The organism is Campylobacter rectus, assembly GCF_004803795.1.
In the GTDB taxonomy this organism is placed as follows: Bacteria; Campylobacterota; Campylobacteria; order Campylobacterales; family Campylobacteraceae; genus Campylobacter_A; species Campylobacter_A rectus.
Genome location: NZ_CP012543.1, coordinates 265,740 through 287,760 on the forward strand (window position 1 = coordinate 265,740; position 22,021 = coordinate 287,760).

A 22,021-nucleotide genomic window follows, 5' to 3' on the forward strand; every position below is an offset into this window, starting at 1 on the left:
TCGGCTTAAAATTTGCGCTTAAATTTGAGTTTAGCGTAGATATTTGACGTTAGCTTTGGCGCGGAGTTTGTTGAAGTATTCGCCGATGACGCGGTCTTGCTCGAGTTTATAAAGCGCGTTCATCGCCTCGTCTCTGACTTCGTCAAATTCAGGCATCGTTTGACCCTTTTTAGACGCTACGTAAAACATCTCAAAGCCCTCCGGAGTCTGGAAAATCTGCGTAAAAGTGCCGTCGGGGGTCTGCTGAAATATCGTTCGTAGCTGAGGCGGGATCTGTTCGCTTTTTAGATCCAGCACGTCCATATGCACGTTATGGTTGGTGTTCATCGGGGAGCTGTGTCTGGCGACCTCTAAAAGCTGCGCCGAAGACGCCACGTATCTAGTCACGCTCGCGTCGGTAAAGTGCGCGAAAAGGTCGCGATTTTGCTCGAAATACGCTCTCGCGGCGTTTTCTGAAATGTTGATTTTAGCGTCGGCAAATATGCTTTGATATAGTTTTTCTTGTTTTATAGTTTTTGCGACGTCGTCTTTAAACTGCGCGTAATCTCCGCCCTTTGATAGCACGGCCGAGCGTAGATCGGAGGCGCTCATACCGCTCTCGCTTGCGATCTTTTGCAGCCTTTGATTTAACTCGTAGTCGCTGGCTTCGATTTTTAGATTTTTGATCTGCGCGGTTTCGAGTCTATCGCGGATCAGTAAATTTAGCGCGTTTGCTTCGTTCGTTTGCAGCTGCGCGGCGGCTTTTCGCACTTCGTTTACGGTGATGGGTTCGTTTTCGATGATGACGGCTATGCCGTTTGAGATCTGGCTCGCGTTAGCCATACAAAAACTGAGAAAAAACGCGGCGAATGAGATCTTTTTTAACATATAAAACCTTTGTTTAAGTCTAAAGTAAATATAATTTGAGCATTATAACATTTTAAATTTAAGCGCAAGCTATAAAGGTAAAATTTAATGCAAAATTCACAAATAGTAACTAGATTTGCCCCCTCTCCGACCGGATATCTACACATCGGCGGGCTTAGGACGGCGCTTTATAACTACTTATACGCTAGAGCAAACGGCGGAAAATTTCTACTACGCATCGAAGATACCGACCTAAAACGCAACTCCGAAGAAGCAACGCAAGCGATAAAAGAGGCCTTTGCCTGGTGTGGGCTGGATCACGACGGCGAGGTGACGTATCAGTCGCGTAGATTCGACGTTTATAAAGAGTATGTACAAAAGCTGCTAGCCGAGGGCAAAGCCTACAAATGCTACATGAGTAAAGACGAGCTAGACGCTCTGCGCGCCGAGCAAGAAGCGAGAAAAGAGAGGCCCAAATACGACAATCGCTACCGTGAATTTACAGGCACTCCGCCCGCGGGAGTCGAGCCCGTCATCCGTATCAAAGCGCCTCTAAGCGGCGAGATCGTGATCGACGACGGTATCAAAGGCGAGGTCAAATTTAGAGTCGAGGATATCCTGGATGATTTTATCATCGCGCGCAGCGACGGCACGCCGACGTATAACTTCACGGTCGTGATCGACGACGCGCTGATGGGCGTAACAGACGTCATCCGCGGCGACGATCATCTCTCAAATACCCCAAAACAAATCGTGCTATACGATGCGCTGGGCTTTAAAGCGCCGAAATTTTACCACGTCGCGATGATAAACGGCGAGGACGGCAGCAAACTAAGCAAACGCCACGGCGCGACCGACGTGATGGAGTATAAGCGCATGGGTTATCTGCCGGAAGCTCTTTTAAATTTCCTCGTGCGCCTAGGCTGGAGCCACGGAAACGACGAAATTTTCGGTATGGATGATATGCTAAAGTACTTCGATCCGCACGATATAAACAAGAGCTCAAGCACCTATAACGCAAGCAAGCTAGAGTGGCTAAACGCCCACTATATCAAGACTCTGCCCTACGAGAGACTAGCACGTGAGATGCTTGAATTTGATATAGATTTTAAAGCGATGCCAAAGGGCGAGGTGCTGCTAAATTCATTGCGCGAACGCTCAAAAACGCTTGTCGAGATGAGCCAGAGCGCAAGAACGATAATAAACGCTCCAAGCGCATACGACGAGAAAGCGTATGCTAAATTTATCACGCCCGAAAGCAAGGAAAATTTGGCTAAATTTGCCGAAATTTTAGGCGAAAATTTAGACGCCAAAGGCTACGAGGAGATGACGGATAAATTTTTAGAAGCAAACGGCTTAAAGCTAAAAGACCTAGCTCAGGCGCTTCGCGTCGCGCTAACGGGAAATAGCGTAAGCCCGGGGATATTTGAGGTGCTTGAGGTTTTGGGCGCGGACGAGACGAAAAAACGAATAAGAAATATTTTAAAGGAGAATAAATGACTCATGTAACTAAAGAAGAGGCGCTCGCCTACCACATAGGCGGCAAAATAGAGATAAACGTAAAAACCCCTTGCGAGAGCGCGAAGGACCTATCTATGGCGTATACGCCCGGCGTCGCCGAACCATGCCGCGAGATACACGCAGATAACGAGCTAGCCTACAAATACACCAACAAGGCAAATTTAGTAGCCGTCATCACCGACGGTACAGCCGTGCTCGGTCTAGGCGATATCGGAGCGGTAGCGGGTAAGCCCGTGATGGAGGGTAAGGCGGTTTTGTTTAAAAAATTTGCAAACGTAGACGCCTTTGACATCGAGCTAGACGAGCATGATCCCGATAAGATCGTAGAGATCTGCAAAGCCCTAGCTCCAACTTTTGGCGGTATAAATTTAGAAGATATCCGCGCGCCGAAGTGCTTTGAGATCGAGCGCAAGCTACAAGAAGCAGTCGATATTCCGGTCATGCACGACGATCAGCACGGCACGGCGATGATAACAAGCGCGGGTATGATAAACGCGATGGAGATTTCAGGCAAAGACATCTCTAAAATCAAAATCGTAGTTAGCGGCGCGGGCGCGGCCGGCATCGCATGCGCGAAGATGTACAAGGCTCTGGGCGCGAAAAATATCGTGATGATCGATAGCAAAGGCGTGATCCACAAAGGCCGCACCGATCTAACTCCGGAGAAGCTCGAATTCGCCCTTGAAACCGCAGATAGAACGCTAGCGGACGCGATGAAGGGCGCGGATATGTTCCTGGGCCTATCAAAACCCGGCATCGTAACGAAGGAAATGGTCGCGTCGATGAACGACGAGCCGATCATCTTTGCTCTTGCTAACCCGACTCCGGAAATCTTCCCCGAAGACGTCGCTAGCGTGCGAAACGACGTGATGATGGGTACCGGCCGCAGCGACTATCCGAACCAAGTAAATAACGTCCTTGGCTTTCCGTTTATATTCCGCGGAGCGCTTGACGTCAGAGCCAAAAAAATCACCGAAAATATGAAAATGGCTGCGGCGCGCGCGCTTGCAAATTTGGCCAAAGAACCAGTGCCTGCTGAGGTTTGCGCTGCGTTTGGCGTAAAAGAGCTAAAATTCGGCAAAGACTACATCATACCAAAACCGTTTGACAAACGCGTCCTAACGGCGGTCGCTCCGGCGGTCGCGCAGGCTGCGGTCGATGACGGCGTAGCTAGAGTGAAGGATTTTGACGTAAAAGCCTATACCGAAAAGCTCGCAAAAGGATTTTAAATTTTACGTTTGCCTTGTAAATTTCGCAGGGTCTATCTAGAAATGTTTTAATTATTTATAAACTCTAAAACGGTAGCGGCTTTAGCGACTCTAAGCCGCCCCGTTAAATTTTACGCACGAAATAAGGAAGCGAAAATGACGCAAACAAGCAGGTTTCCGGACAATATCCGCCTCATCTCTCACCCGCTCATCGAGCACAAACTAGCGATTTTAAGAGATAAAGACACCGAGCCGTTTCAGTTTAGGATGCTCGTGGACGAGATCAGCCACCTGATGATATTTGAGGCGACTAGGGATCTGGCGCTACGCGACGTGAGCGTGCAGACTCCGGTCGCCCAGGCTAAGGCTAAAAAGCTTGCGACCAAGGTGATGATTTGCCCGATTTTGCGCGCGGCTCTTGGTATGCTAGATAGCGTATTTACGATTATCCCGGATGCGAGCGTCGGCTTTTTAGGCTTTCAGCGAAACGAAAAGACCGCGCAGGAGGAGTTTTTCTACGCTAAGCTGCCTCGCGACGCCAAAAACCGCCTAGCCATCATCATCGATCCGATGTTCGCTACCGGCGGCACAGCTATCGACGCGGTTAAATTCTTGCGCGAAAACGGCATAAAACAGATCAAATTTATCTCCATCATCGCCGCTCCCGAGGGGTTAAAGCGATTTAGCGAAGCTTACCCGGACGTCGAGGTATATACGGCCGCGATCGACGAGCGACTAAACGAGAAAAACTACATCGTGCCGGGGCTGGGGGATGCGGGAGACCGCGTGTTTAATACCTTGTAAATAGAGCGTTATCTTTTGAACGCCTTTGAATGAGCTAGAAAATTTCACCCTGCGACAGACTATATGTCTAGTCTCGGGATGAAATTTTCGTCGCAACATTCAAACCCGCCTCAAAATATCGACGCTCGTTTTTCTTGTGTAATTTTTTGGCAAAAGCCGACTTTTCCCCAGCATTTCGTGTATTTCCACTTATTTTTTGCCTCAAATTTACGATCTACCGAATTTTGAGTTAAATTTTTGGTTTATATTTAAGTAGAACATTTAAATTTATCTACCTTCGGCTTTATAAAATACGCTAAAATTATAAGTAAAAATTTTATTTGCAAAGGACTAAAATGATACAGCAGCAAGTTGAAGGCCTTAGACCAAGAAGCATTAATATCGTCGGTTCTAATGAGGATTTAGTCGAATTTGCAAAGCTTTTAGCAGGCAAAATCGTAGTCTATGAACTTATAGATAGCGGCGGCGAGCCGCTTACGCATAACTTAAGCGGCTTTAACAAAAAGAGCTACGTTATAAGCAAAAGAAACGAGGACGGCAGCGTCGTCTCTACTATGTTTAACGTCCCGCATATGAAGCAAAACGCTGGTCTTGGCGACGTAGAACAGGTTGTAGTCGGAGCGTTTGATTGCGGATACGAAGACGATATGCACGTAAAATGCGACAAAATTCTTTTGAAATTTAGCGGTGAGTATAAAGGCTAAAAAATGGCAAAAAGTATAATTAAAAATACTTTAGGTATTAGGTCGTTTAATTTCGCGTTGCCGGCGGATGAAAACGTGTCAAAAATTTTTGCCGATAGATTTTTGGAAGGGCAATACGAAATTTACAAGCCCATCTTAAAAAGCGAAAACGAAGTCGGTAGTCAAATTTGGGACGTAACCGTTACGGGTAAAAGTAGCGAGGGGCGCAAAACCACGTTTTCTTTTTATCTAAAGGGCGATATGCACGAAGGTCACGTCAAAGAGATGCTTTGCGGCAAAACCTTTAATAATGTAAAATTCGACACTGTGTATATCATAAATATGGAATGCATAAATCTCGGCTAAATTTGCGTAGCGTAAGCTAAAAAGCAGGCGCAAAAGTAAGCACGAATTTTGGCGCCGTTAGTCGCCGCTTGGCAAATTCACCGAGCGGGGCGCGCTTTAAATTTCACTAAAAGGTCTTTTTTGAACAAACAACTCATTAGAAACGTCATCTTGCCGCTGGCCGTTTTGCTACTAGCGGCGCTGTTTAAATTTATCGTCCCGGATAGCTTGACTGCACCCGGTCAAAATCAGCCGCAAAGCGAATTTAGAGGCGGCGCGGAGAAAAATGTAGCTGCCGCGCCGACCGCGAGCGTCGTAAAAGACGGCATTTATACCTCAAAAGACGAGGTTGCGGCGTATATTTATAGATTCGGCGAGCTGCCGCGAAATTTTATCACCAAAAAAGAGGCGCTCGCGCTCGGATGGGACGCTAAAAGCGGCAATCTGTGGCGGGTCACGGATAAAAAGAGCATCGGCGGCGACCGTTTTTCAAACAGAGAAAAGAAGCTGCCCGGCGCAGACGGGCGCAAGTGGTTTGAGTGCGATATCGGATACCGCGGAGGGCGCCGCGGAGCCCAGCGTATCGTGTTTTCTAGCGACGGGCTGATCTACTATACGCCCGATCATTATGAGAACTTTTATCTACTTTTTGATCGGAGGCGGCAGTGAAAATCATAACTCTAAACGGCGAGAAAATGCGCGAGAAAACGGCGGCTTTTGAGTATCTGTCGTGTAAATTCGGCCTAGGTCCCGAGATAAAAAATCTCGATGCGCTTTACGACGCGCTTGGCGAGATAAACGAACCCACGCAAATCAAACTAAAAAATCATTCCTCTCTTGCTGCGCTAGGGGGTTATGCGGACGATCTGATCGCCGTTTTTACCGACCTTGCGGAGGAAAACGAGCGGGTCAAATTTGAGATTTTATCTTAAAATTTACCACGGTTTTAGAAGCGCCGAAGTTTAAAATTTAACCGTCGATAGGCGGTCAAATTTAACTAAAATTTTCAAAATTTAGCCGAAAAAGACAGGAGCTGCGAGTAAAATTTTGCTTGCATTTGGCGCGAGACGAGTTGATGAAATTTGATTTTAGACCCGGTTTTGCTTGCGCTTTTCGTCGTTTGAGTCGGAGTCGCCGCAAAAATTCAAGGCTTGGTAAAGTAAAATTCAACCGCCCAAAACTCGCCCGCAAATCCAAAAAGATTTAATTTAAAACTCGGTAAAATTTGATTTTACGCGCCAAACACGGCAAAGCGCAGATCAAATACTCAAAAAAGCCTTAAATAAAAACGACTTCAAACCGAAATTTTATAGCGAACGCGACTTCAAGACGGCATATTTGGCGGCATAGCTCCCGCGCCGGATCCGTTTGATGCGGGTGCATTTCGCGTCACAGACGGCCGGCTCCTACGTGGGCGTGCCCGCGCCGACTCGACTTCGCTACGGAGCGGTCGGAGCGCACTGCTGCGAAATGCCGTGCGCTACATGCATTTTGTCGTGAACAAACGGCGCATTTTCGCCGTGACCGATAGTAAATTTACCGCCTGCGCAAGGATTTGTCGCAGATCATAGAAATATGAAAAAGGCGTGTCTAAATTTTCGGGCTTAGTCGCGTCAAACGAGCGAGATACGCTTATTTTAAGAAACATCGCTTCTTAGCGCTTCGCTTGTTTTGCTAAATCGCTCGGGCGGTAGCGTCGCGGCCCTTAACTACGCAGAGGGGCGAGCAAAAGGCTAAAAGACGGGAGTTGCCGTCTGCTGCGGCGCGAGAGCGATGAGCGCTACCTTATCGCGTTTTTTGCGGGACTGCGCGGGGAGATACGACGCGGCGCAAGGCAAGGTTGCGACGCTCTTTGAGATGGGCGCTATGAGCGCTGCACGGTTTGACGGCTAGGAAAATCGGTATTTTCATCAAGCCGTTTGCGTCCCCGCAAAGAGCTGCGACGAATGCATCGAGTGCGCGCGGATGAGCCTCCTGGGTAAAATTTTAATGCTCGGCGCGGACGAACGAGTTTGCTCAAATTAAAATTCGGCTTACGCTCTTATGCGGTTGTGCCGGCAAGTTAAGGCCGAATTTCGCACGGCTTACTCTCGCTTGCTTTTTGTGCGCTATTGCCGTCTATCTTAACCCGTTTTTAGGCTTTTGATGATATAATTTCTCAAAAATAAGGCTTTTGCGTTTTGAAATGGAAATTTTAAGATTTCGGTAAAATTCGATGCCTGATTTTAGCGTGCGAATTTGACTTAAAAGGACGAAAATCCGCTTTTACGAGCTAAATTTGCACTTCGTAAGCCAAAATTTAAAGTCTCGAAAACGCAAACGCTCTAAAATTTATCAAAAAAGGAGCCAAAATGAAAACGTTAGTAGTTTTATCCCATCCAAATTTCGCCGCCTCTCGCCTAAACAAGGCGCTGGCAAACGCCGCCAAAAACGCGGGCGCCGAGGTTCGCCACTTAGAGGGGCTTTACGGCACCGACGCCCTTAAAATCGACGTCGCGGCGGAGCAGGAGGCGTTTTTGCGCGCCGATCGCATCGTGTTTTTGTTCCCGATGATGGGCTTTAACGTGCCCTCCATGCTAAAGGCCTACATCGACTACGTGCTCAGCCGCGGCTTTGCCTACGGGCAGGGCGCGAAGATTGCGGGCAAACAGCTGCAAATCGCCGTGAGCGCGGGCGGCGGGCTAGGCGAATACTCCAAGCACGGCGCGATCAAATTTAGCCTAAACGAGATTTTGCTACCGCTTCAGTGCTGCGCGGACTTTTGCGAGCTCGTTTACGGGCGGATTTTTGCTAGCTGCGGCGTGGAGCCCGGAGTGCCCGATAGCGCGATAGAGGCGCATGCTGCGAGATTTACGAGGCTCTTAAACGACGAGCTTGAAGAGCACGAATACCAAATTTGAGCAGAGTAGATGCCGGCGTAACCTCGAGCCTAAATTTTACGAGAGCGAGAGGATTTGACCGCTGCGAAGCTGCCGCTTTTTGTGCGGTCGATCGGCAGCTGGACAAAAAGATCGTTTGGATTTGGGGCGAGAAACGCTGGATGGTTTGAGGACTGTTTCATACTGCCGTTTATCGGCGGGATGCGGTTGGTATGTGCCGCTTGGACTTTGGCGAGCTTGACTTTGACGTATGCCTTGCGCGGCAACGAAGCATAGAGCGAGACGAGCTAAATTTGAGCCGACGCGAGTTTAGAGCGTTTGACGGCGAGGCTTGCGAACCGCATAAAATTTCGATTTTGAAAGACGAAATGATCACGACCGTCATTTGTGACGACGAGCCTGGCAGCGGCGTGAACCTACGGACGTGTGCGACGCGAGAGCTCGCCTCGGGCGAAATTTAAGCTTACTCGCAGCAAAACGGCCTAAAAGACGCTATAAACGCGAATGCGCCGAGGATAGTCGCGCTGATTTGGGATGCTATTTTCCGGATTTTTGCGCGAATTTGAGCGATTGCCGAGCGGCTATCTTTCGGTGATTTGCCGATTTTTTGCATTTTCGCTTTTGTCAAAAGAGCGAGTCTTGCGCCTTTTAGACGGCCAAGACCGGCGCCTTTTGGGTGCCTCGCGTTGTTGCTTTTTGAAGGTTTTGCGAGGATTTGAAATTTTGGCGTCGTTGCGGATAAAATTTGCGATATTTGCCGGCCGGGTTCGGAAATTTCGCGCTCGACAAATTTGTCTTGCGAGGACGGAGCTCGCAAAAACTCGTCCGATTTTGCCGCAAGTTTATATTTATAATGTTTTGAAAGCTTAAATTTATGAGATTTTGTATTTTACGCACGGATTTTGATCTCAAATTTAAATTTTATAGCGGGTATTCGCTTAAATTTGTCGGCTTAAATTTAAGCGAATTTAAAAATAGGGCGCAAAATTTAACGCTTTTTTACGAGCTTTTCTTAAAAATGCGCCGCAAAAACGAGCAAATTCGGTTTATTAAATTTAGTTCAAATTTTAAATTTGATGCGGGTTCTGCCGCGCAAATTTTACTCGTTTCGTCGCGTTTTAAAATGGCGCAAATCCTTATAAATTCGGAGTTTTTATGATTTTTGGCAAGATTGATTATCTAAATTTGCTTCCTTTTCACGTATTTTTAAAGCGCTCGCGCCTAAGCTCACAGGATAAAAAAATTATTGAATTTAAAAAAGGGGTGCCTAGCAAACTAAACCGCGATCTGTGCTGCCGCAGGATCGACGCCGCCGTGATCTCAAGCATCGAAAGCCGCAAAAAACGCTACAAAAAGGTGAGCCTGGGCATCGTAGCTAAGGGCGACGTCAAAAGCGTGCTCGTGCGAAAGGGCACCGCCGCGTGCCCGGATCCCGCGTCTGCGAGCTCAAACGCGCTAGCAGGAGTGCTAGGACTTGAGGGTGAGGTACTCATCGGCGACCGCGCGCTAAAGGCGTATCTGCGGGAGGGCGAGGAGGCGTTTTACGACCTGGGGCGGGCGTGGCGCGAGCGGACGGGCTTGCCGTTTGTTTTTGGGCGATTTTCCTGCGTGAAGGGGCGCGGCGCGTATGAGCGGCTGGCGCGCGAGTTTTTGCGAGCAAATGTCAAAATCCCAAACTACATCCTCGCCAAATACGCCCAAACCAGGGGCATCAGCGCGGACGATATCAAATGGTATCTCAAATTTATCAGCTACGAAATCGGCGCAAAGGAGCAAAAGGCGCTGCGGATATTTTTCAAAGAAGTGCGAAAAAACGGGCGGACGGCGAAGATTTTGGCGCGAGGCGAGCGGTAAGCGCAAATTTACTCTAACGCGCCGTTTTAAATTTGCCTTTTATCTCGGGCGGTTTTTGCGGTCGCTTCAAATGCCGTAGTTTGGAGCTTGATCTGCCGCATAGCGCCAAATTTAACCTCGCTAAGCGGCGATCGCGTTTTTTAGAAGCTAGCAAGACCCTGTCAAATTTGAAATTTTACGGGCAAATTTATGGCTAATCTCGTCAAATTTCGCCCGCTTAAATTTAATTTTACGCCCGCCGAGAGCTCAAATTTCATTCGGCCGAATTTATATTTTGGCTTCGTCTTTACGACGAGATTATTTTACTTCAAATTTGAGCTTGAACTAGATTTACTTCGGTTACTATCTACGTAAATCACCTATATTTGCTTTCAACTATATTTTTTATTTCATCAGAAGTTAGTTTCTTGTATGGCTTTATTACATATTCGGTTGCGTTGTTTTCAAATACTACCTTATCTTTTTTGTCGGAAAACAAGATGTCTTGCATTGCATCCGTTTTTTTATACTCGTTTGCCCAAGCGATAAAAGTTCTTACATCGCTAAAGGTAGAATTTTTCTCGGAGCAGTATTTTTGCAACACGTTTTTTGTTAAATTTTCATATTTTAAGCTATAAGTTCCGTTTTTGTCTATACTATAAGCTAATATGATGCTAAGCACGTATTTATCGTAGCACTCCTCATATGTATCCTTTAGTTGCTCCTTAGTCGGGGCATTCGGTAGGTCGTATTTTATAAATACCTCAAGCATAGGTTCGTAGTTTTCGTAGTTACCTAGATATGCCCAGCCGCTTTGTTCTAACGGCCTGTTTTTCTCTTCTTCTTTTATGCCTTTTAGCCTGATACCCATTTCAAATTTTTTAGGTTTATACCCCTTGCTTAGCATTAGTTCTGCCATTTGGGGTAGATTTCTATCTACTAAGTATTTAAACGGATCTGATTTATACCTGGTGCTCGACTCTACGCATTGCGGATTATTTAGATCCGTCTCTGGACGCCCCTGATCGTATTTGTAGCGTATTGTTATGTTATTCTCGCCGTTTATGATTATGGATTCAAATCTGGAAGAATCATAGTATCTGTTTGTATGGGTATGCGGCGATACATACTCCACCTCTTCAAATTTAACCCCTTTTTCTAGTAGTATCTTAGCTGTATCAACAGAGTTTAGCATAATGGCGTAAGCCATAGGAGATAGACCAAATCTATCTTTAACCCTTATATCGGCTCCTAAATTTAGCAAGGCATTAAAGGTATTTACGTCGTTTCTAAAGCAGCTTCATCAGCGGGGTTCTTTTATCTCTCATGCTAACGTCGGCGGTTAGGTTGTTATCTTTTATAAATTTAACTACGAAGTCAGTATCCTTTCTATCAAGAGCTGCTCTTAAAGGTACTAGCGTAGCGTTTTTCTCTTTATCGCAAACGATATCTGCGCACCTAAAACCAAAGTCGTCTATCTCCTCTTGCGTTACGTATTTGGCTAGCTCGGAGTTTGGATCTATCTTAGTATCGGGAGTGACGGTAAAACCCGTGGGCATAGAGCCTGATCCAAATTTACCAAATTTAACTCCTAAAAAAGAAAGATAAAAGAGGATAGCAGCAAAGGCTGCGAGTGTGAATATAAATTTAAAAAAGCTTTGCAAATTTGATCCTTTTGCTCATGACTAAATTTACGAAATAGTAGCCAAAGGGCGGTTAAATTTGAGTGAAATTGGAAGGGAAATTTGAAAAATGCGGGAGTAAATTTGGGCGGGTTAAAGAGGCTAAAAAATCGCGCCGAAAACGGACGGGTTTATCTGGCTAAATTTAAAGCGCAAATTTGACGTGAAAACGGCCGCTCGGGCGACTCGGGCAAGTTAAATTTGCCTGCCCGCACGAGTCTAGCAAGCAAATTTAAGCGCGTAGTCCTCAGTCGTCGAACTCTTGCGAGATAACGGGCGAGAACTCCTCCCAGCGAAGTTTTGTTTTGGCCGTAGGCATCTTGCTTTGAAACGGCTCTTTTTTCATCGAGGCTACCGCCGCGCTGTCGCCGATCGGCGCCGCAGGAGCTTCCACGCCTAGCACCGCGCGCTCAAGCTCGATAAAATCGCGCAAGATAACTGCATAAGAGGCGAAAAAGTCGGCATTTTTGTGAGCGGACAAAAATTTGATAAATTCGTCGATAAATTTATTCGTAACGTCAGTAAATAGCTTGCTGCTGATATTCGCTGCGCCCGCTACTTCGTCGCGCAAAAAGGTCGCCGTGGCTAAAAATATAAATCCGACGTAGTCCTCGCTGTCCTTGCAGACCTCTTTGTCTCTGCGGTACGGGCTTAGCTTTAGACACTCGATCACGCGCAGCCTAGCCGCGCCGTCGTCGCGCCCGTCCTCGTAAAAGGAGGCGTTTAGCGGGATGTTGGAGTAAGAAAAGTCAAAAAGCACGTCGTTTTGCTCTCTAGCGAATTTCTCAAAGTCAAATTTAGCCAAATTCGCAAACGCAGCCTCGCTTTGGGGCGTAACGGGACTAGTCGCTAGGTAGGCTAGCTGCTCGCGCCAGCGGTCAAATTTGCCGCCGTGCTCGTGAAAAAACAGCGGATAGGCCAAAAATTCGTAAAAATATGCGCGCGCCTTGGTTAAGTTATTATCCATTTAAAACCTCTTCTTTCATTTGATCCATTTGCGCTTTTATCATTACTTTTGCTTTGCAGTCCGAGCAGCAATAAAGCGTCTTTAGCTTGGCTTTGTCGCCGTTAAATTTAGGCGCCATGATTGAGGCGATCTTCTCGACGGCCTTTTTAGTCGCAAACTCCTTGCCGCACTCGATACAGGCGAAAAGCTCGTCTCTAGCTAGCTCGCTAAATGCGAAAAATCCGGGCTCCAGATCGATCTTGCCCGGGCGTAAAAATATCGTGTCTTTTTCCGCACAGCTAAGCTCGCAGTATCCGCACGCGGTGCAGACGCTAGGGTTAAAGACGATGGAATTTGTCTTTTTATCGGCGACCAGGGCGGCGACGTTACAGGCTCCCACGCAGCTTAGGCATAGCGTGCAGGTGTCTTGATTTATCTCGACGCGGCCGTATCTGATGAGCTCGGTGGTGCTAACGGAGCCTAAATTTTGATCGCCCACAAGCCACTCTAGGCGTCTGGCGAAAATTTCGCGCTTAGGCAGGGCGTACTCGGTGACGGAGTGCTGCGAGCCCTCGATAAATTTAGCCTGAGATAGGGCGCTTTTTAGTTTGGCTTCGTTTTCTGCGACTAGGACGGCTTTTTCGTTAAATTTAAGCTCGTAAATTTGATTTAAAATATCCACCGCATCTTTGGTGCCTTTGCCGATATTTTGCTCGTAGATCACGACCTGCGCGCCGCTTTCTTGAAGTAGCGTGAGCAGATGCGTCTCGCTCAAAAATCTCTCGCCGCTAATGGCAAAAGGCAGCACGTTTGCTGGTAAATTTACGCTTAGATTTTCTAAATTCGCCTTTGCAGGCACGACTAGAGCAATCTTGCCGCGGTAGAGTTTGGCTATCTGGGCAAACGAGTTTCGCGGCATATCGGAGTAGTCAAGCGCGCCGCTAGGGCATACGCTCACGCAGCCGCCGCAGTTTATGCAGTCGATGTGCGAAAAAACTAGGTGCTTGGTCTCGTCCTCTTTTAGGATCGCTACCGTAGGACACGCCTCGACGCACCTGCCGCAGATCTCGTGTCTGCGCTCATGGTACTGGCAGATCGTGGAGTCGTAGTGGACGTGGCTTTTAAATTTAAATTTCGGGCTTTGCGCGTCTAGCTGCGCGGCGATCTCGTCGTCGCTTTTGCCCGCGATCTCGTAGCAGCCGCTTTGCTTTAGCATGTATTCGCGCGCGTTTTCGACGAGGAAAAAGTCGCAGTCCACCTCAAACTCGCCGTCCGGGCGCAGTACTAGCACGCTTAGCTCGCCTGCGGCGCCGTAGATAAATTTGATCTCAAAATGCGTCAGCTCGATGGTTTTAAAGCCTTTAACCTTAAGCAAATTCGCCAAATTTTCGCGTCCGCCGTTGCTAACGATCACGATGTTTTTGCCGACGGGCTTTTCGTAGTCGATGTCGCGCGCTAGGTCAAAGGCGCTAGCTCTAGCATCATAAAGCAAAAGCGTGTTTTTGGCCTTATCCAGCACCGAGTCCGCGGTGTTTTTTAGATAAAAATTTATCTCAGGCGCTACGATGCTCGATTTTAGTTTGGACGAATTTGAGACGAGATACTCGCCTTCGCCGTTTATCTCGATCTGCTCGTTTAGCATCAAATTCTCGTCAAAATCGTTATAAAAACCGAATTCTTTCATGATTTTCTCCCCGCACTCGGCATTATCAAAATTAAGTGCATTTTAATACTAAAGGCATTAATAGGCTCTGAATTTTTATATTTATTTTTTTTAATAAGATTAGATTTATACAAAATTTATGTTAAAATCGCGCTCGGTAACACAAATTTACTAGGAGCGAATTTGAACGAACTACGAAAACTTCCGCAGATAGATAAATTTATAAAAAACGAGCGATTTTTCGGGCTTGATATTAGCTTGCTGACCAAGGTCGCTAGGTGCGAACTAGAGAGTCTTCGCGCTCAAATTTTAGGCGGGCAAAACTGCCCCGGGCCAGGCGAGATCGTCCAAAATACGCTCGCTCGCTACGAAAAGGCGTCAAATTTGAGCCTGCGCAGCCTGATAAACGCAACCGGCGTCATCATCCACACAAACCTCGGCCGTAGCGCGATCGATCCCGAAATTTTACGCCGAGCCCAGCCCGTGATTACGGGGTATTCAAATTTAGAGTACAGCGTCGAAAAGGGCGGCCGCTCAAACCGCTACGACTACGTGGGCGGGCTGCTCGCGGAGCTTTTTGGCTTTGAGGACGCCATCGTCGTAAACAACAACGCAAGTGCGGTATTTTTGGTGCTAAATACCTTTTCAAAAGGCGGCGAAGCTATCATCAGTAGAGGCGAGCTAGTCGAGATCGGCGGGAGCTTTCGCGTGCCCGAAGTTATGGCAAACTCGGGCGCTATCCTGCGCGAAGTGGGCACGACCAATAAAACAAATCTGCACGACTACGAGGAGGCGATAAACGAAAACTCGAAACTGATTTTAAAGGTGCATCGCTCAAATTTCGATATCGTGGGCTTTAGCGAGGATACGGCGATGCCGGATCTTAGCGCGCTGGCAAAAGAGCAAAATCTCATTGATTATTTTGATCTTGGCAGCGGATTTTACGGCGAGTTGCCTTACGGCCTCGAGCGAAACGAGCCGAACCTAAAAAATCTAAAAGAGGCCTCGCTCGTTAGCTTTAGCGGCGATAAGCTCTTTGGCTCCGTGCAGTGCGGCATAATCCTAGGCAAAAAGGGGCTCATCGCAAAGCTAAAGAAAAATCAGCTACTAAGAATGCTGCGCGTGGATAAGGTGATCATCTCGCTACTGGCCGAGAGTATCAAAGCCTACGCAAACCGCGAATTTCGGCTTATTACGACGGTAAAACAGCTATATAAAAGCGTAGATGAGCTAGAAAACACGGCAAATTTCATAAACTCGCGACTAAAAACTCCGCTTGAAATCGTGCGCACTACGACATTTGTAGGCGGCGGCACTATGCCAAACAAACGCATACCTAGCCTCGCGCTGGCCGTCAAAGGAAACGCGAACGAAAACGAGGCTAAATTTAGGAAAAATCTCGTGATCGGGCGCATAGAGGAGGGTAAATTTTTGCTCGATCTTCGCAGCGTGCTGGACGCGGACGTGCAAAATTTGATAGAAAAAATCAACGAAACGGATGAAAAATGAGCCTAATAATAGGAACAGCCGGGCACATCGATCACGGCAAAACGGCGCTGATAAAGGAACTAAACGGCTTTGAGGGCGACAGACTCGAAGAGGAGCAAAAGCGCGGGATCACGATCGATCTTAGCTTTTCAAATTTGAGCAAAAACGGCGAAAATATCGCATTTATCGACGTGCCTGGGCATGAAAATTTGATCAAAACGATGATCAGCGGCGCGTACGGATTTGACGCGTGCCTATTTGTCGTGGCGGCAAACGACGGGCTAATGCCGCAGTCTTTGGAGCATTTGGAGGTTTTAAATATCCTTGGAGTTCGCTCGCTTATTGTCGCGCTAACTAAATGCGACCTAGCTAGCGCGGAGCTAATAGAGCAGCGAAAAAGCGAAATTTGCGCCGCCGCGCAAAACTACAAAAATCTGCAAATTTTAGATATTTTCCCGGTTAGCATTAAAGATAGCGCGAGCATCGACGAACTGCGAAATTATCTTTTCACGTTAAAGGCGGCTAATCGCGAGCAAGAGGGCGTTTTTAGATACTACATCGACCGCGTTTTTAGCCTAAAAGGTATCGGAAACGTAGTCACGGGCACCGTGATAGAGGGCAGCGTGAGCAAAAACGAGAAGCTGTTTAACTATGATGCGGGCAAAGAGGTGCAGGTGCGAAGCGTGCAGAGCCACGATAAATTCGTCGAGCGCGCGGGAGTTAGCAGCCGCGTGGCGCTAAATTTGACTGGAATCGAGCTAAATGATCTAAAAAAAGGCCAACTGCTTAGTAAAAAGGGCTTTTTTAGAGGATTTCGCGAGATAGACGCGATCGTTTTCGCTCGCGAGCTAACGCACGGGCAGAGCGTGACGTTTTGCGTCGGCGCAAAGGCCGCGCCCGCAAAAGCGCTGGTTCTCAGCGAAAAGGAGGGCGGAATATTTGCGACGTTTAAATTTGAAAGGGATATGTTTTTAAAATTCGACGAGCCGTTCGTGCTCATCGCAAACGGTCGCGTCATAGGCGGCGGCAGGGCGCTAAACGCCGTGAGCGAACCGATGAAAAAATCAAGCAAAATTTCGTTTTTAAACGCGCTGCTCAAAAAGGACTTCGTAAGCGCCTTTGCGATGCTAAAAGATACGCATAAAAACGGCTTTGGCATCATCTCGGCCTATCAGCGCTTCGGGCTAAATCACGAGGAGGCCGTAGCGATAGCAAAACAAACGCCAAACGTATTCGTCGATGAAAAAGCGCTAAATATCTACGATCTAAGCGCGGTCGATCGGATAAAAAGTGCGGTCAAATTTATGATAGAAAAGAACGAATTTGCGGTATTTTCGGCTACGAGCATCAGCCTAAAGCTCTCATGGGCTAGCGAAAGTATCGCTCAAAAGGCGCTTGACGAGCTAGAAAGCGCGGGTGCGATAATCAAAAACGACGGTGTCTATACCAAAACGGGCGTCGATATGAGCAAGCTAAAAATCAGGCTTGAAGAGAAAATTTACGAAATTTTGCAAAGCGGAAATTTAGCTCCCCTGGCGCCTTACAACATCTACGACGAACTTGAGATAGACCGAGTTAGCGGCGATAACGCGCTAAAAAAGCTAACCGGTATCGGACGCGTGGTGAGGCTCGCGCATAATCTTTTCGTAACGTCAAAAGCCCTAAACGAGGCGCTTGCAAAGCTAAAAGCCATCATCGCCGCGCAAGGATTCGTAAATGTAACAAACGCGAAAGAGGCGTTAAATTTGAGTAGAAAATACATAATCGCCTACCTCGAGCAGCTTGATCTGGATCCAAATATCGTAAAAAACGGCATAGACCGAGTTTTAAAAGCGTGATTTTTTATCTGTTTAAAAAAAGCAAATATAATCCGCGCAAATTTTTAAAAAGGAATGAAATGAAAAAAATAGTTTTGTCGCTAATGGCGGCCTGCGCGATGTTTGCGGCGTCAAACGAGCAAGTAGTCGGTTTTTACTCGCAGATGGTCGGCGAGGGCGTGAAAGTAAGCGTTGCCGAGCGCAAACCGGTAGTTGACGGCATCGAAGCGGTCGTGGTAAATTTGAGCAACGGTCAAGTCAGCCAAGACGAGGTGATTTTTACTAAAGGTGACTTGCTTTTTCCCGATATCATCGACCTAAAGGCGCAAAAAGCCTACATGCAAGAGATAAAAAAGGAAATAGCGGCGAAAAACATCTCAAAAGTCTATAAAAGCGAGCAAAAAGAAAATATCATCACTCTAGGAAACGACTCCAAAAAGCCCACTATCGTGATGTTTTCCGATCCCGAGTGCCCGTACTGCCGCCTGGAGCTTGAAAAGATCGAAGCGACGCTAAAAGAAAGCAATGTAAAGCTAATCTTAACTCCGGTTCACGACGTTTCGTCTTTGCAAAAGAGCTTTTTGATATATAAAGACGCCGCTAGCGCGAAAACCGATAGCGACAAGATTAAAATTTTACGAAAATATTTTGCAGACGATTACAAAGTAGCAAACGGCGCCGTTAGCGACGCGGATGTTAAAGCGATGGAAAATTTAAGACAAAAATACTCCGCCGCAGGCGTTCGATCCGTACCTTTTATAATAAATTTAAGCGACCTTCAAAAATAATATTAAGACAAATTCGGGCTAAATTTTAAGAAATTCGGCCCGAACACCCCTAAATTCGCATAAAATATATATTTATAACTTGATATGTAGTATCGAAGTTTAAGCTAAATTTTAGGTTTCCTTAACTTTTTATTAAGTTTTTTAATTAATCCAATATTTTTACGCTAATTATTCTCAAAATATGCTAAATTTGCACAGTGGTATTTCAAACTATGCAAACTCCCTAAAATACGCGCTTGTAAGGCGTACTACGACATAGGAAATATGCAAAATTTGAACAATATCTTTTTAAAACGTCTCAAAGAATTTCAAATTTGGGATCAAAAGGAGAAAAAATGCAAGGATCAAGACGAGATTTCCTTAAAAAATCTCTGAAGGTCGGCGCGGTAGGCGGGACTATATTGGCCGCCGCTTCTATCGCGAAACCGACCGGCGACGAGCTTACTAGCGACGGTAACGGCGTGGTTGTCGGCAAGTCGAACAAAAAAGAGGTGCTTTACAAAAAAAGCAAAGAGTGGGAATACTACTATAAGATCGCTTATTAAGGGAGAAAACTATGAGTGATTCGCGCATAGGAAGACGTTCGTTTTTAAAGCTTGCCGCTCTTGGTGCCGGTAGCACGATGGCGTTTGGCGAAAACGAAACGTTTAGAAAAGCAACCAACGAGGAGATAAAAAATCCTTACGAGGGTTCAAAAAAAGTTAGAACTATTTGTTCTATTTGTTCGGCGGGCTGCGGCATCGAAGCCGAGGTAAAAGACGGAGTATGGGTGCGCCAAGATATGGCTATGTATCATCCGATCTCTCAGGGCAGCCACTGCTGTAAAGGTATCGATCAAATCGACCTAACGAAATCAAAACAACGCATCAAATATCCGATGAAAAAAGTAAACGGCAAATGGGAGCGCATCAGCTGGGAGACCGCCGTTAACGAGATCGGAGACAAGATGCTCGAGATCCGCAAAAAACACGGACCTGATTGCGTCGAGTTTTTGGGATCGGCTAAATTTAGCGATGAGCAGGCTTGGTATTTTAGAAAATTCGCTGCATTTTGGGGCACAAACAATATAGATCACGTTGCAAGAATTTGACACAGCGCATCAGTCGCCGGAGCGGCGAATACTTGGGGTTATGGCGCTATGACAAACCACTTTGGAGACGTGGCTGCAAATTCTAAAGCCATTATGGTATTTGGAGCAAACTCAGCGGTCGCAAATCCCGTCGGTGGTATGAAACATTTCCTGCAGGCAAAAGACAGAAACAACGCAAAACTAATCGTCGTTGATCCGATATTTACGAAAACGGCAGCAAGAGCGGACATTTACGTGCGCGTAAGACCGGGTACCGACATCGCTTTTGTTTACGGACTACTCCATATTATCTTTAAAAACGGTTGGGAAGACGAGAGCTTTATAGAAAATAGAACTTACGGCATAGACGAGATTCGCAAAGAGGCCGAAAACTGGACGCCTGAGGTGGTCTCGGACGTTACCGGCGTGAGCGTAGATCTCATCAAGCGAGTGGCCGATATTTACGCGCATACTAAACCTGCGGCGATAGCATGGTCGCTGGGTATGACGCAGCACAGTATCGGCAGCTCAAATACAAGAATTTTGCCTATCCTTCAGCTAGTGCTCGGAAATATGGGCAAACCGGGCGGCGGCTGCCAGATCATCCGCGGTCACGATAACGTCCAAGGCGCTACCGATATGGGTAACCTAGCCGATACCTTGCCTACTTATTATGGTCTCGGAGATGCCGCATGGAAGCACTTCTGTAAGGGCTGGGGACAAAATTTCGACGAGTTCGTAAAACGCTTCGCGGTATCTACCAAAGAGCCTAAAGAGAGCGGCGCGCCTGTAAAAGATACGGTGTTTGGCGAGTATTATTATCATGATCCGAAAAATCCGGAAGATAGAAACTGGAGAAACGAAAAGGGTTGGTCGCTGGCAAAATGGTGGCAAGGCGTGTTAAAAGAGGAAAAAACATTTTCAAGCGGCGATCTAAAGGTAGTTTGGGTGCAAGGAACGGGCATTACTTCGATGGCGCATTTAACTAAAATTCAAGAAGCCGTAGATAAGCTCGAGCTACTGGTTGTAGCAGAGCCTTTCGTAAACGAGATCGCGATCCTCTCCGGCAGAAAAGACGGAATTTATATATTGCCGGTCGCTACTCAGTTTGAAAACGAAGGCATTGCCGTATCTACTAACCGTTCGGCGCAGTGGAGAACCAAAGTCGTAGAGCCGCTTTACGAGAGCAAGCCCGACCATGAAGTAATGTTTGAATTTGCTAAAAAATGGGGCTTTTACGACGAATACACAAAGTCTCTTAGGATGAACGACGATCTGGAAGTCGTAAAAGATAGCTTCGTATGGCCTGACGACGCGACTAGAGAGCTAGCACGTATGGGACAGACTATCGGACTTCAAGGTTGGCAGCCCGAGCGTCTAAAAAAACATCAGCAAAACTGGGAAAATTTCGATCCGGATACGCTAATGGGCATCGGCGGCGACGTTAAGGGCGAGTATTACAGCTTGCCGTGGCCTTGCTGGGATAAAAATCACCCGGGTACGCCGATACTTTACGATCTAAACAAACCTTACGTAGAAGGCGGTTGCGGATTTAGAAATCGCTTCGGTTTGGAGCACAACGGCGTTAGCCAGATCGCATCCGAGGCCGTGCAGCTAAAAGACTCGAAGGTAAAAGGCGGCTATCCGCAAATAACCAAAGAAAATATCGAGCGAGTGCTCGGCATCACGCTAACGGAAGAAGAAAAGGCCAAAATCGGCGATAACTGGATGATGGACTACAGCGGTATCATCAATAAAAAATGCCGCGAAGCGGGTGTTGCGCCGTTTGGTAATGCTAGAGCGCGCGCTATAGTTTGGGAGTTTATCGATCAAATTCCAAAGCACCGCGAGCCTATCCACTCTCCGCGTTGGGATTTGGTACAAAAATACCCGGCCATCGACGATCAGCCTAGAAATTTCCGCGTCGAGGTTAAATTTAAGGGCGAACAGCAAAAACAAGACTGGAGTAAGGATTTTCCTATCATTATCAGCTCTTTGCGCTTAGTAAATTTAAGCGGTGCGGGTATGATAGAGCGAACGAGCAAATATCTATCCGCAATTACGCCTGAGATGTTTGCCAACGTCCACCCGGAACTAGCTCTAAAATACGGTATCCGCGACAGAGATATGATGTGGATCCATGCTCCGCAAGGCACTAAGATCAAGGTTAGATGCTACCATAACAAGAGCGTTACGCCCGATAGAATTTGCTTGCCGTATAACTTCGCCGGCGTTATGCAAGGTATAGATATTAGCGACCGCTATCCTGAGGGAACCAAACCTTATACTATCGGCGAGAGCTCAAATACCATAACCAACTACGGCTTTGACCCGGTAACTCAAATTTCGGAATTTAACGCAGGTCTTTGCAGGATAGAAAAAGCTGAAGAAAACGGTTTTGAAACCACATTCTTCCACGAATACGGCGAAAATAGAGTCTAAGGAGCAA

General features: G+C 46.9%; 23 protein-coding genes and 1 pseudogene. 18 read left to right on the top strand and 6 right to left on the bottom strand.

Translation table 11 applies throughout. From position 1 onward, the window contains the following. Nucleotides 1-30: 30 nt before the first annotated feature. Nucleotides 31-867 carry a peptidylprolyl isomerase gene (locus tag CRECT_RS01360; protein ID WP_002945279.1) on the bottom strand — a complete coding sequence of 279 codons (837 nt, stop codon included), beginning with the start codon at nucleotides 865-867 and terminating at the stop codon, nucleotides 31-33. An 87-nt stretch (nucleotides 868-954) separates the two neighbouring features. Here CRECT_RS01360 and gltX point away from each other — a divergent pair, with 87 nt between their 5' ends. The 7 genes from gltX (at nucleotide 955) to CRECT_RS01395 (ending at nucleotide 6,339) form a co-directional block, all read left to right on the top strand. Next, the gene (gene gltX, locus CRECT_RS01365) at nucleotides 955-2,346 is read left to right on the top strand and encodes a glutamate--tRNA ligase (RefSeq protein WP_002945327.1); all 1,392 of its coding nucleotides are present in this window, start codon (nucleotides 955-957) and stop codon (nucleotides 2,344-2,346) included. Then, nucleotides 2,343-3,596: a malic enzyme-like NAD(P)-binding protein gene (locus tag CRECT_RS01370; RefSeq protein ID WP_002945316.1), complete on the top strand. Its 1,254-nt coding sequence runs from the start codon at nucleotides 2,343-2,345 to the stop codon at nucleotides 3,594-3,596. Before gltX ends, CRECT_RS01370 begins: the two co-directional genes overlap by 4 nt. Nucleotides 3,597-3,731: 135 nt before the next feature. Then, nucleotides 3,732-4,379 carry a uracil phosphoribosyltransferase gene (upp, locus tag CRECT_RS01375; RefSeq protein WP_002945271.1) on the top strand — a complete coding sequence of 216 codons (648 nt, stop codon included), beginning with the start codon at nucleotides 3,732-3,734 and terminating at the stop codon, nucleotides 4,377-4,379. A gap of 335 nt (nucleotides 4,380-4,714) precedes the next feature. Further along, nucleotides 4,715-5,083, top strand: a complete 369-nt coding sequence (locus CRECT_RS01380; protein WP_002945285.1) for a hypothetical protein — start codon at nucleotides 4,715-4,717, stop codon at nucleotides 5,081-5,083. 3 nt (nucleotides 5,084-5,086) lie between these two features. Then, on the top strand, nucleotides 5,087-5,428 hold the full coding sequence (locus CRECT_RS01385) for a hypothetical protein (RefSeq protein WP_002945306.1): 342 nt from the start codon (nucleotides 5,087-5,089) through the stop codon (nucleotides 5,426-5,428). A gap of 120 nt (nucleotides 5,429-5,548) precedes the next feature. Beyond that, entirely contained in the window at nucleotides 5,549-6,076 is a 528-nt protein-coding gene (locus CRECT_RS01390) for a ribonuclease domain-containing protein (RefSeq protein ID WP_039888467.1), read from the top strand. After that, nucleotides 6,073-6,339 (top strand): barstar family protein, encoded by a 267-nt coding sequence (locus tag CRECT_RS01395; protein WP_002945280.1) that lies wholly within the window; start codon nucleotides 6,073-6,075, stop codon nucleotides 6,337-6,339. The genes CRECT_RS01390 and CRECT_RS01395 overlap by 4 nt, the downstream gene beginning before the upstream one ends. A 548-nt stretch (nucleotides 6,340-6,887) precedes the next feature. On the opposite strand, the gene CRECT_RS01400 is transcribed toward CRECT_RS01395, so the two are convergent. After that, complete coding sequence (locus CRECT_RS01400; protein ID WP_002945270.1) at nucleotides 6,888-7,055, bottom strand: hypothetical protein; 168 nt, start codon at nucleotides 7,053-7,055, stop codon at nucleotides 6,888-6,890. Between the two features lie 703 nt (nucleotides 7,056-7,758). Here CRECT_RS01400 and CRECT_RS01405 point away from each other — a divergent pair. From CRECT_RS01405 to CRECT_RS01425, 5 genes are all read left to right on the top strand, one after another. Beyond that, a complete protein-coding gene (locus tag CRECT_RS01405; protein ID WP_002945281.1) occupies nucleotides 7,759-8,307 on the top strand; it encodes an NAD(P)H-dependent oxidoreductase in 549 nt (182 codons plus the stop codon). A gap of 191 nt (nucleotides 8,308-8,498) precedes the next feature. Then, complete coding sequence (locus CRECT_RS01410; protein WP_002945278.1) at nucleotides 8,499-8,747, top strand: hypothetical protein; 249 nt, start codon at nucleotides 8,499-8,501, stop codon at nucleotides 8,745-8,747. Nucleotides 8,748-9,160: 413 nt separating this feature from the next. Continuing rightward, the gene (locus CRECT_RS01415) at nucleotides 9,161-9,445 is read left to right on the top strand and encodes a hypothetical protein (protein WP_002945318.1); all 285 of its coding nucleotides are present in this window, start codon (nucleotides 9,161-9,163) and stop codon (nucleotides 9,443-9,445) included. Next, on the top strand, nucleotides 9,442-10,140 hold the full coding sequence (locus tag CRECT_RS01420; protein ID WP_002945299.1) for an MqnA/MqnD/SBP family protein: 699 nt from the start codon (nucleotides 9,442-9,444) through the stop codon (nucleotides 10,138-10,140). Before CRECT_RS01415 ends, CRECT_RS01420 begins: the two co-directional genes overlap by 4 nt. A 189-nt stretch (nucleotides 10,141-10,329) precedes the next feature. Next, nucleotides 10,330-10,494 carry a hypothetical protein gene (locus CRECT_RS01425; protein ID WP_002945297.1) on the top strand — a complete coding sequence of 55 codons (165 nt, stop codon included), beginning with the start codon at nucleotides 10,330-10,332 and terminating at the stop codon, nucleotides 10,492-10,494. A 1-nt stretch (nucleotide 10,495) separates the two neighbouring features. Here CRECT_RS01425 and CRECT_RS01430 read toward each other — a convergent pair whose 3' ends face one another. From CRECT_RS01430 to CRECT_RS01445, 4 genes are all read right to left on the bottom strand, one after another. Continuing rightward, nucleotides 10,496-11,383 carry a hypothetical protein gene (locus CRECT_RS01430; RefSeq protein ID WP_157752397.1) on the bottom strand — a complete coding sequence of 296 codons (888 nt, stop codon included), beginning with the start codon at nucleotides 11,381-11,383 and terminating at the stop codon, nucleotides 10,496-10,498. Nucleotides 11,384-11,408: 25 nt separating this feature from the next. Beyond that, nucleotides 11,409-11,783, bottom strand: coding sequence for a hypothetical protein (locus CRECT_RS01435; RefSeq protein ID WP_039888460.1), 375 nt, complete (start codon nucleotides 11,781-11,783; stop codon nucleotides 11,409-11,411). A 265-nt stretch (nucleotides 11,784-12,048) separates the two neighbouring features. Next, nucleotides 12,049-12,768, bottom strand: a complete 720-nt coding sequence (locus tag CRECT_RS01440; protein ID WP_002945283.1) for a hypothetical protein — start codon at nucleotides 12,766-12,768, stop codon at nucleotides 12,049-12,051. Continuing rightward, entirely contained in the window at nucleotides 12,761-14,431 is a 1,671-nt protein-coding gene (locus CRECT_RS01445; RefSeq protein ID WP_002945303.1) for a 4Fe-4S binding protein, read from the bottom strand. Before CRECT_RS01445 ends, CRECT_RS01440 begins: the two co-directional genes overlap by 8 nt. Before the next feature lie 162 nt (nucleotides 14,432-14,593). Here CRECT_RS01445 and selA point away from each other — a divergent pair, with 162 nt between their 5' ends. The 6 genes and pseudogenes from selA to CRECT_RS01475 all read left to right on the top strand — a co-directional run bounded on the left by selA (nucleotide 14,594) and on the right by CRECT_RS01475 (nucleotide 22,014). Beyond that, entirely contained in the window at nucleotides 14,594-15,919 is a 1,326-nt protein-coding gene (gene selA, locus CRECT_RS01450; RefSeq protein ID WP_002945302.1) for an L-seryl-tRNA(Sec) selenium transferase, read from the top strand. Next, nucleotides 15,916-17,736, top strand: coding sequence for a selenocysteine-specific translation elongation factor (gene selB / locus CRECT_RS01455; RefSeq protein WP_002945313.1), 1,821 nt, complete (start codon nucleotides 15,916-15,918; stop codon nucleotides 17,734-17,736). The genes selA and selB overlap by 4 nt, the downstream gene beginning before the upstream one ends. Before the next feature lie 59 nt (nucleotides 17,737-17,795). Next, nucleotides 17,796-18,503, top strand: a complete 708-nt coding sequence (locus tag CRECT_RS01460; protein WP_039888468.1) for a thioredoxin fold domain-containing protein — start codon at nucleotides 17,796-17,798, stop codon at nucleotides 18,501-18,503. 335 nt (nucleotides 18,504-18,838) lie between these two features. After that, a complete protein-coding gene (locus CRECT_RS01465) occupies nucleotides 18,839-19,048 on the top strand; it encodes a twin-arginine translocation signal domain-containing protein (protein WP_039888462.1) in 210 nt (69 codons plus the stop codon). 77 nt (nucleotides 19,049-19,125) lie between these two features. Further along, nucleotides 19,126-19,272: pseudogene (locus CRECT_RS13065) on the top strand (hypothetical protein); the annotation flags it as partial. A gap of 108 nt (nucleotides 19,273-19,380) precedes the next feature. Further along, nucleotides 19,381-22,014 carry a formate dehydrogenase subunit alpha gene (locus CRECT_RS01475; protein ID WP_322745950.1) on the top strand — a complete coding sequence of 878 codons (2,634 nt, stop codon included), beginning with the start codon at nucleotides 19,381-19,383 and terminating at the stop codon, nucleotides 22,012-22,014. Nucleotides 22,015-22,021: the final 7 nt, after the last annotated feature.

What these genes read in the sequence shown, in the direction of transcription:
- CRECT_RS01360 (WP_002945279.1), bottom strand. Translation starts at nt 867, where the DNA reads ATGTTAAAAAAGATCTCATTCGCCGCGTTTTTTCTCAGTTTTTGTATG.
- gltX (WP_002945327.1), top strand. Translation starts at nt 955, where the DNA reads ATGCAAAATTCACAAATAGTAACTAGATTTGCCCCCTCTCCGACCGGA.
- CRECT_RS01370 (WP_002945316.1), top strand. Translation starts at nt 2,343, where the DNA reads ATGACTCATGTAACTAAAGAAGAGGCGCTCGCCTACCACATAGGCGGC.
- upp (WP_002945271.1), top strand. Translation starts at nt 3,732, where the DNA reads ATGACGCAAACAAGCAGGTTTCCGGACAATATCCGCCTCATCTCTCAC.
- CRECT_RS01380 (WP_002945285.1), top strand. Translation starts at nt 4,715, where the DNA reads ATGATACAGCAGCAAGTTGAAGGCCTTAGACCAAGAAGCATTAATATC.
- CRECT_RS01385 (WP_002945306.1), top strand. Translation starts at nt 5,087, where the DNA reads ATGGCAAAAAGTATAATTAAAAATACTTTAGGTATTAGGTCGTTTAAT.
- CRECT_RS01400 (WP_002945270.1), bottom strand. Translation starts at nt 7,055, where the DNA reads ATGTTTCTTAAAATAAGCGTATCTCGCTCGTTTGACGCGACTAAGCCC.
- CRECT_RS01405 (WP_002945281.1), top strand. Translation starts at nt 7,759, where the DNA reads ATGAAAACGTTAGTAGTTTTATCCCATCCAAATTTCGCCGCCTCTCGC.
- CRECT_RS01410 (WP_002945278.1), top strand. Translation starts at nt 8,499, where the DNA reads ATGTGCCGCTTGGACTTTGGCGAGCTTGACTTTGACGTATGCCTTGCG.
- CRECT_RS01415 (WP_002945318.1), top strand. Translation starts at nt 9,161, where the DNA reads ATGAGATTTTGTATTTTACGCACGGATTTTGATCTCAAATTTAAATTT.
- CRECT_RS01420 (WP_002945299.1), top strand. Translation starts at nt 9,442, where the DNA reads ATGATTTTTGGCAAGATTGATTATCTAAATTTGCTTCCTTTTCACGTA.
- CRECT_RS01425 (WP_002945297.1), top strand. Translation starts at nt 10,330, where the DNA reads ATGGCTAATCTCGTCAAATTTCGCCCGCTTAAATTTAATTTTACGCCC.
- CRECT_RS01440 (WP_002945283.1), bottom strand. Translation starts at nt 12,768, where the DNA reads ATGGATAATAACTTAACCAAGGCGCGCGCATATTTTTACGAATTTTTG.
- CRECT_RS01445 (WP_002945303.1), bottom strand. Translation starts at nt 14,431, where the DNA reads ATGAAAGAATTCGGTTTTTATAACGATTTTGACGAGAATTTGATGCTA.
- selB (WP_002945313.1), top strand. Translation starts at nt 15,916, where the DNA reads ATGAGCCTAATAATAGGAACAGCCGGGCACATCGATCACGGCAAAACG.
- CRECT_RS01460 (WP_039888468.1), top strand. Translation starts at nt 17,796, where the DNA reads ATGAAAAAAATAGTTTTGTCGCTAATGGCGGCCTGCGCGATGTTTGCG.
- CRECT_RS01465 (WP_039888462.1), top strand. Translation starts at nt 18,839, where the DNA reads ATGCAAGGATCAAGACGAGATTTCCTTAAAAAATCTCTGAAGGTCGGC.